This is a genomic window from Azonexus sp. (assembly GCF_030824335.1).
GTDB lineage: Bacteria > Pseudomonadota > Gammaproteobacteria > Burkholderiales > Rhodocyclaceae > Azonexus.
This window is the reverse complement of record NZ_JAVBXX010000024.1, coordinates 43,600-51,861: the sequence shown is the minus strand read 5'-3', so window position 1 is coordinate 51,861 and position 8,262 is coordinate 43,600. Positions and strand designations below refer to the sequence as shown.

The following is an 8,262-nucleotide window of genomic DNA, read 5'->3' as shown; positions in this document are numbered from 1 at the left end:
GTGCCATTGCTGGTCGTCTGCGTGTTGCTGGTGATCGTGACGCCGTCGTAGGTGCCGGCCGGCGTTTCCGTCGGGGCAGTCGTCGGTGTCGGGGTTGGTTCGGGGGGCGGCGGAGCGGCCGTCGTCGTGATGTTGAAGGTGGTTTCGTCGCTGACTGCGGTGGCCGCGTTGCCGGCGGCATCCTTCAGCGCATCGGCATCCCAGGTGACGTAGTAGGCCGTCGAGTACGACAGGCTACCTGTGGGATTGATCACAATCTCACCATTGGCGTTAAGGGTAATTGAGGCCGTAATTAAGGTGTCCGTGACCTCATCCTTGAGGTAGACCTTGGTGAGATCGCTGCTGGCATCAAGGCGCTCCCCAAACTTTAGAACAATGTCACTGTTGATACCAAAGGTGGTGGCATCATCCGCGGGAGTGCTGTCAGCAGGAACAAAGACAGGTGCAGTAGTATCCAGAACATAAGTTTGGTCAAACACAGATCCGACATGACCAGCGGCGTCAAACACGCGAACTTTCAAAGAATTGCTTGCTGTCAGGTTTTGCCCGGCAAGAGTCCAGGTATTTTGTCCGGTTGTCGTTATGGCGGTCATCCAAGTTGTGCCGCCATCCAAACTGACTTCCACGCCCTCATTGGTTGCAAGATTGCCCTCCAACGTACCACTGACGGTTTGTGCCGCCGTATTAGTCATGAAATCAGTTGTACTTGCTCCCGTGTCATTGGAGAAATTTGCCGTGGCGATTGTGTTCGTCGGAGGCAAGGTATCGATCGTGACAACCAGAGCAGTTGAGGCTCCCCCAATATTGCCAGCGGCATCAATCGATTTGACCGTCAGGGTATGCTCTGCATTGGTCAGTGTTGCACTCGTAATGCTCCAGTTACCGGCACCATCTGCTGTAGCTGTACCCAACAAGGTTGCCCCATCTGTGTCATAGAGTTTTACCGTGCTATTCGCTTCTGCTGTTCCCGTGAGGGTTGGCGTAGTGTTACTTGTATTGTTGTCAGTATCAGAACGCCCCGTATCGGTGCCTGAAGTCATATCGGGAGCACTGGGAGCAGCGGGTGCAGTTCGGTCATAAACGACCGTCCTGATGGCTTGTGTAGCTGAATTGCCCGCTGCATCATTCACATCGGCAGCAATGCCAACATTTCCTTCAACTAGGGCTTTGACTTCAGTACTCGTCAAGGAGACTGACCAAGCACCTCCCGCAGCTACGGTCCCTGTTGTATTAGTCCCTCCCACGTTGACCGTTACAGTCTGACCATCCGCACCGCTGGAGGTGCCGCTGATCGTGATGCTGTTCTCATCCTCTGTGTCGTTGATGTTGTCGTCTGCAGCGATCGTGCTGATCAACAATGTGGGTACTGTCTTGTCGAAGTCAACAGCGCTGCTGTCGGTCGTCGCCATGACTGCAGTCATGGCGTTGCCAGCTACATCGCTGGCACCAATGGAAAAGGTGACTGCGCCTTCTGTGTCACCGCTGACCAGTGTGTAGGTGGCAGCGTAAGTATTACCCGAGGTATTGGCGACCGTGGCGGCGTGCCCTAGGATAGTAGCTGTCGGACTGCCGTTTTGTGTGCCATCAGTGGTGAACGTAACTGTAATGGTGTTGCCAACTTTGGCTTGAGCGGCATTTGCGTTATTACTTGCAATCGTTACTACACCAGTGAGTGCGGGCGCAGCGTTATCCACCATAAAGGTGTTGTTGTTGCTGCCAGTGGGCGTCGTCACAGTTAGTGCGTTGGGTGTGCTGGCAGTGTCTGTGATGTTCTGCCCACCAGCAAACGCTAACGTCGCTGTGGCATTGAGGTTGGCAAGATCACCTCCGCTGATAACCAAATCGTAGGCGTTGGTGCTTCCCACTTGGGTGACGGAAGCCACAGTCGCAGTAGTGCCACTCACACTGAAATCAGACGTATCGATACCGGTGATGGCTTCGCTGAAGGTGACGCGCCAAGTCAGGCTATCGGTATTGGTCGGGCTGGTAGATGGGGTCTGGCGGATGATGGAGCTTACCGTGGGGGCGACATTGTCCACCACGGTGATGGTGAAAGCCTTGTCGTAACTGAGGTTGCCCGTGCCATTGTCGGTGGTCCGCAGGTTGATGTGGTAGGTGCCGGCGGCCAATGCCGCGGCATCGTTGGCGCGCAGGGTGCTGCCGCTGATGTTGAAGCTGGCGTTGTCGGCATCGTTGCTGCCGTTACCGGTGACCAGGCTGTAGGTGTGGGTCTGACCGGTGTCGGCATCGGTGGCACTCAGGCTGCCTACCGTGACGTTGGTGCCGCCGCTTTGGTTGACCGATGACGCCGACAGGCTGATGTCGGTCGGAGTGTCGTTGGCTCCCGTCACGTTGACGGTGAGCGTGGCACTGCCGGTAGCCGGGCCGGCGTTGCTATCGGTGGCGGTGACCGTGAAAGTGTCGGTCGGCGTGCCGCTGGCCAGGGTGTTGATGGGGCTGGCGTTGGGGACGTAGACGTACTTGCCTTTGTCTGCACCGATGCTCACCACGTAGAGCGTGCCGTAGGTACCGGTCTTGGAGATATCGTAGGTGACGCCGTTGTCGCTGAAGTTCGCGCTGGTGCTGGTCGGCGTGCTGATGCCATAGCTGGCAATGCCGTCGGCGTCCGTTGCGCTCAGCGTGCCCGTCTGGTTGCTGAAGCTGTCGGCTGCCGCCGTATCGGTCAGGTTGATGGCCGTCGGGGTGGTCACCACCGGTGCCGGGTTGGTGGTGACGCTGACGGTGGTGTCGATGTTGCCACTGCCGCCACCGCTGCCATCGGTAAGCACGAAGCGCACGGACCGGTCGCCCGCCGTCGGGCTGCCCGCCGTGTTGTCGTAGGTGACGTTTTGCAGCAGGGAGGAAACGAGAGCCGACGTGGCGCTGCTGTTGAAATTGACGATGAGGTTGTCGGTGCCGGCACCGGTGCCGCTGGCGGCGATAGTACCAATGGCCGTGCCACTCACCGTGACTGTGCTGCCGACCGTGGTGCCTGAGGAGAGTGTCACGCCCGCGCCGGTGTGGATGGAGAGCACGTCGCCCGCGCCGTCGGTGCGTGCTACGAAGGAGACAGTGAGCGTGCCGCCGTTGAAGTTGGCGTTGTCCACGTCGGTGATAGTGGCCGCCGTGCCCTGGTCGATGAGGGCGGCTGCGGCGCTAGCCGGGGTGCTGAGGGTGTCGCTGGCGAGGTTGGCGACGACAGGGGGGTCGTTGACCGCTGTGACGCTGGTGCCAATGCTGGCGGTGGCTGCCGAGATGGCGGTGCTACCGCCGTTACTGCCGGTGTCGACGGTGACGCGGGTTTCCGAACCGGCGGCCGTGCTGAAGCCACCGGCGTAGCTGTTGTCCAGGGCACGGATGCTCAAGCCGGCAGGCGTGCCGTTGTAGTTGGCCACAGGCACGAAGCGCACCAGCGTGGTCGCCGAGAGGGCCAGGGCGCTGGCGCCATCAGCCACGCTGCCGATGGCGTACCAGTTGGCGCCGGCATTGGTGCTGTATTGCCAGGCCCCCTGAGTGCCGGCATTGGCGGTATTGCCGATGATGGCGTAGCCAGCGATGCTTCCGCCATCGGCGGTGTCATTGGCAGTGATGCCCAGGGCGCTGAGGGCTGCACCGGCGGGGCTGGCGGTGTCTTCGTTGACAGCGCTCAGGTTGCCGTTGCCGCTGAGGACGGGGGCGTCGTTGACGGCGCCAGTGACGACAACGAGTTGGACCGGCGTGGCCGATTCGCCGCCGGAGTCATCCTTGGCGACGAGGGTAAAGGCATTGAGATTGCCGTTGGCGTTGGCGGCAGGCGTCCAGTAGGCATTGTGGGTGGCGTCGATGGTGGCGTTGCTTCCAGCGTTATAAGCCGTGGCCGTACCGGCGCTAGTTCCGATCTTGAGCGTGCCGGTTGACACGGCCTTGACGACGAAGGCGGTGACGGTGCCGTCGCTGTCGGCTTCGTTGGCGAGACCTTGCAGGTCGGCGAAGCTGACGGCCAACTGGGTGTCTTCCGTAGCGCCGGTGACGTTGTTGACCGTGGTCAGCGTGGGGACCTGGTTCGTGGATGCTACGTTGTACAGTCGGACCGTGACCGTGTAGGCGGAGTCCGAGGTATAGACTTTGGAGATCGTGCCATAGCCTGTGCTATCCCCGGAGAAGGCAGAAATGGACGGGCCATACGATTCGTCCGAGTATGCATAAAAATAACCACCACCCCAATCCTCGACATGAGTGAAGGAATGGTGGTAATAAAGGCCGCTGTCAGAGACTTGGGACTGTGACTGCACGGCACTGTTACTGTATTTCAATAATTCCAGGCTGGCGTTACTACCAGAGGTTGAAAGAGGCCCTGTCCCACTATTGGCGACAGCCGCAGACCGGGCAGTCTCATATTGGTTGTTCGTAACAACCCGAACGAATCCTCCATTAACGGAAGCCAGGTCGATTGCAATCGGCTCCGAATAGCTTGGGGAATATCCGGCTGAAGTGATTGCCCCGGTCAGGGAGTCGACGAATTTGGCACCGTTATCCCGCTGATAGAGATAATAATCGCCATTGCCGAGGGCATAGACTTTTGCCGAACCATCGTTCCAGGCAGATCCTACGAGGAAGTCGCTGACCCGGACGGAACCGTCGTTGTTGTAGATGACAGCATGTTCGGCAGTGCCGTAGAAGGCATAGGCGGCAATGAAGGTGCCATCCGAACTGGCGGCCAGGTGGGCGTCGTAATTGGTGTTTCCACCCGTCCCAAAACTGATGACGCCCGATACCGGGCTACCGTTCTGGCCCCAGACCTGAACCTTGTTCATGCCTGAGCTGTCGTACCATTGGATGGCTAGGTTGCCGTTCGACAACTCGACGACACTCATGCACGAATTGTTGTCATAGGTGTCGGAGGTGACAACTGTGCGTGCTAGCACGGTATTGCCGGTCTTGCCTACGATGGCGAACGATGCTGGTTGGGAGGCGCCGAGATTTTCCCCATAGACCAGGATATTGCCGTTGGACAGGCCGACTACACCATTGGCGCCATTGGTCAACAGGGTGCTGACATCGACCGTTCCGGTGAGGGTTCCCGAGGCATTGTAGATGCGCAGTGTGTTGCCACTATTGAACAAGATGGCGGTCGAGTTGTCCGTGAGGATGGTGGCGAACTCCGTGGCATAACCACGAGCGCCCCAAGCATCGGTAGCCGAGATGGTATAGGAAACCACCGGCTGGTCGGCGGGATCGAGGCTGGCGGTGAGTTCCGGCAGGTCCAGAGTCTGGGTCTGGACGTCGCCATGCACGAATTCGAGTACTTCATCTCCCTGGGCACCGCCGGTGAGGTCGGTAGAGGCGGCGACATTGACCCCGAGCATGCCGGACAGCTTGTTCAGAAAGGAAATGCCAACCTCGGAGGCCGCCACGTTACAGCCGTAGATCAGCAAATCCGCGCCGGGAGTCAGTGCGGTGTGGATGATGTCCAGGTCTCCGGCACGCTGGTCTAGGGTGGCCTCGGTGAGCCTGGCATTACCGATCTGGAGCATGCCGTCGCTGCCATGGCTGACCAGGTGGATGGCATCGTAGCCGGTATGGGTCAAGGCCCAGTTCTTGATCTGGGTAAGACCATCTTGGCCTGGTTGCAACAGGACATAGTCGGCATATCCGGGGAGGCCGCTGATGATTTTCTGTGCGTCAATTACCGATGCATCGATAAATACAACTTCACGTTTGCTCATAATTCACTCCTGGATATATGTCCTGAATATCGATAACCAAACCGTCAGCCAGCAAAATGGATAACGTCTTTATGCACTTCTGGCTCTTGAAAGCCTGGGGAATAGGGCAGCCTGGGGCCGGCCACAAACGCTACGTCGTATAGTTCGTTTACCGCCTTGTCGAAGAACAGGGTGTGCTCCACGGCCCCCGTTCTCAGATTGAAGATGACTAGTCCACATACGGGGGTGATTTCTTCCGCCTTCAACCTGTTTTCCAGCAACATGCCGGTCGTGAGGCCTGATGGCCGCATGCGTGACAGGGCAATGATGGCGTAATGCCCGTGGAAGACCAGGCCGCGGGCAAAACCCGGCAGGAGGGCTACCGGTATGAACTTGCCTCGCGCTAGGTCGACAAAACCGAAGTCGCCGCATCCACTGTTCAGCAACCACAGCCGGTTGTCGTGCCATTTTGGCGAGTGGGGCATTGAAAGGCCAGAACAGACGATTTCGTTGTTCCTGATGTCAAATACCGCACCTCCGCCGTTTATGTGACTCCGCCAGCCTTGGCTGGTATTGGTGGTGGAGCAGACGGTGGCGTAGTTCAGTTCGCCGTTCACAAGGCAGAGACCATTCAGGTGACAACGATCCTCAGGGACCACGGCATCGACGAAAGGCGGGCGCCAAAGCGGCTTGAAGGCGTAAAAGTCATCCAGTGTGCTGATGCAGTTGTGCCGGGTATTGGCAAATATTACGCTGTACCGCTTACCGCCATATTCCGCATCAAGGGCTAAGTCATGAGAATCGCAGGCGCCCACGAAATGACCGGATCGGGGTATGTAAAAGGCGTCATATCGGGTCCCCTGATAGTCCAGAGGGCCAGCATTGACGAATTTCCACAACTGCTCCCGCGAGCCAACCCACATGGCATTGTCCTGAAATGCGAGGCCCATGGCTGGGCCGAAGAAACGCTCGATGGTCCTCGTCTCCCTGCCATCCGGTGAGAGCACAAAATAGACTTTTGCCGACTCGTAGGTTGATATAGCCAGAAAACCTTTGTTTTCGTCCAACCATGCGGCCAAGTTGGGCGAGCAATAGATGCTCCGCTCGTCAGCACTCCCTGTAGGTTCGACCACATCTTTCAGCACTGTTTATAAAACCTTTTCGCAATGATCCAAAATGCCATCGGACTCTGGATTGTCTTAAGTAATTGATTGAAGTTTAATTGAAATTTAATTTTTTGAGTCGGTGAAGAACTGACTATTGAAAGCGTCCGATGAGAATTGCGCTGAACCAGCGTTCCTTCGAATGCGAAATGCTGTTCCAGCTGTCGATCAATCATCCATGAAGGGATGCGCGACTGCGCACGTCGGTTGGACATGGAGTTTCCGGGGCTGGCCGGCTGGCGCGTGGCGCACCGGTGGCAGTCGAAGAATGCTGTGTACAGCTTCGGCGATGATCGCGGCACAGGCCCTGCCGTAGCTCATCACCATCCAATACGCAAACGGCAAGGCCGGCGTCGCGAAAAGCTGGGCCAGGGCTTGCGCCAGCGTGCTCTTGCCGGTGCCCGACAGGCCGGTCAGCCAGTAGCTGCGTGCGTTGGACAAAGGGACTGGCACAGAATGCGACGGTGGCAAGCTGGTTTCCATGGTGGGAAATATGTTGGCACTATTGGTTTGACGTGAGCATATCATGAGTCGCCCCGACTATTGCCTTCGACGACCCAGAGGACAGGCATGCGTTGTGCGTTCATCACCACCGTTGCATAGCACTGTCCCTTGTGCAAGGCAAATTCATCCATCTCCTGGCGGCGTACATCGTCGGCGACAAACTCAGCCATGCTGACGCTGCAAGCGCTGATGGTCGATAGCCTTGATCGTATGCCAGTGCAAGTCCGTCAATTGAGCCACATGAATCGCCCCGGGGCGATTCAAAGTCTGATCAGTCCAAAATTGGGAGGCAATGGTCAGCCGACGCTGGACGCTATTGCTCATTTAGAACCCGCCCAGTGAGTTGTCTGACGCTGTATTTTTTTGTCTGCAACAATATTTGTTCCAAACAATTATTGCACTCCGCTCTTGAAAAGCAGGCTTGCCGTCCCTATTATTAGCACTCACCGGCCGCGAGTGCTAATAATAGCCCGCGCCGGTCCCGGCGGCGCAGTTTGTGTAGCCGGCCAATTTCCAGTGTTATGAACACAATTTCAGGAGAGATATCTATGAACATTCGTCCTTTGCATGACCGTGTGATCGTCAAGCGCATTGAAGCCGAGCGCACCACCGCTTCCGGCATCGTGATCCCCGATTCCGCTGGTGAAAAGCCGGATCAGGGCGAAGTGCTGGCTGTCGGTCCGGGCAAGCGCGACGACAACGGCAAGCAGATCGCTCTCGACGTCAAGGTCGGTGATCGTGTTCTGTTCGGCAAGTACGCCGGTCAGGCCGTCAAGGTCGATGGTCAGGAAGTCCTGGTCATGCGCGAAGAAGACATCATGGGCGTTCTGCAGAAGTAATTTCTGCCGCCTAAGACACGACGCCTGACCGTACTGCGGTCAACGTTCAATACAGATCAAAATTCAGGAGCT

At 57.6% G+C, this 8,262-nt stretch carries 6 protein-coding genes; 2 read left to right on the top strand and 4 right to left on the bottom strand.

Translation table 11 applies throughout. From position 1 onward, the window contains the following. The 4 genes from RCI20_RS14000 to RCI20_RS13985 all read right to left on the bottom strand — a co-directional run. Positions 1-5,705, bottom strand: a 5,705-nt coding sequence (locus RCI20_RS14000) for a DUF4347 domain-containing protein (RefSeq protein ID WP_306606493.1), incomplete at its 3' end; no start/stop codon positions are given. A 44-nt stretch (positions 5,706-5,749) separates the two neighbouring features. Beyond that, positions 5,750-6,829 (bottom strand): TIGR03032 family protein, encoded by a 1,080-nt coding sequence (locus RCI20_RS13995; RefSeq protein ID WP_306606491.1) that lies wholly within the window; start codon positions 6,827-6,829, stop codon positions 5,750-5,752. 186 nt (positions 6,830-7,015) lie between these two features. Continuing rightward, positions 7,016-7,318 (bottom strand): hypothetical protein, encoded by a 303-nt coding sequence (locus RCI20_RS13990; RefSeq protein ID WP_306606490.1) that lies wholly within the window; start codon positions 7,316-7,318, stop codon positions 7,016-7,018. A 53-nt stretch (positions 7,319-7,371) separates the two neighbouring features. Then, on the bottom strand, positions 7,372-7,521 hold the full coding sequence (locus RCI20_RS13985; protein ID WP_373691527.1) for a hypothetical protein: 150 nt from the start codon (positions 7,519-7,521) through the stop codon (positions 7,372-7,374). On the opposite strand from RCI20_RS13985, the gene RCI20_RS17750 reads away from it, so the two are divergent. After that, a complete protein-coding gene (locus RCI20_RS17750) occupies positions 7,520-7,693 on the top strand; it encodes a hypothetical protein (RefSeq protein WP_373691526.1) in 174 nt (57 codons plus the stop codon). The two genes, RCI20_RS13985 and RCI20_RS17750, sit on opposite strands and share 2 nt — an antisense overlap. 206 nt (positions 7,694-7,899) lie before the next feature. Continuing rightward, a complete protein-coding gene (locus tag RCI20_RS13980; protein ID WP_306606489.1) occupies positions 7,900-8,190 on the top strand; it encodes a co-chaperone GroES in 291 nt (96 codons plus the stop codon). Positions 8,191-8,262 lie beyond the last annotated feature (72 nt).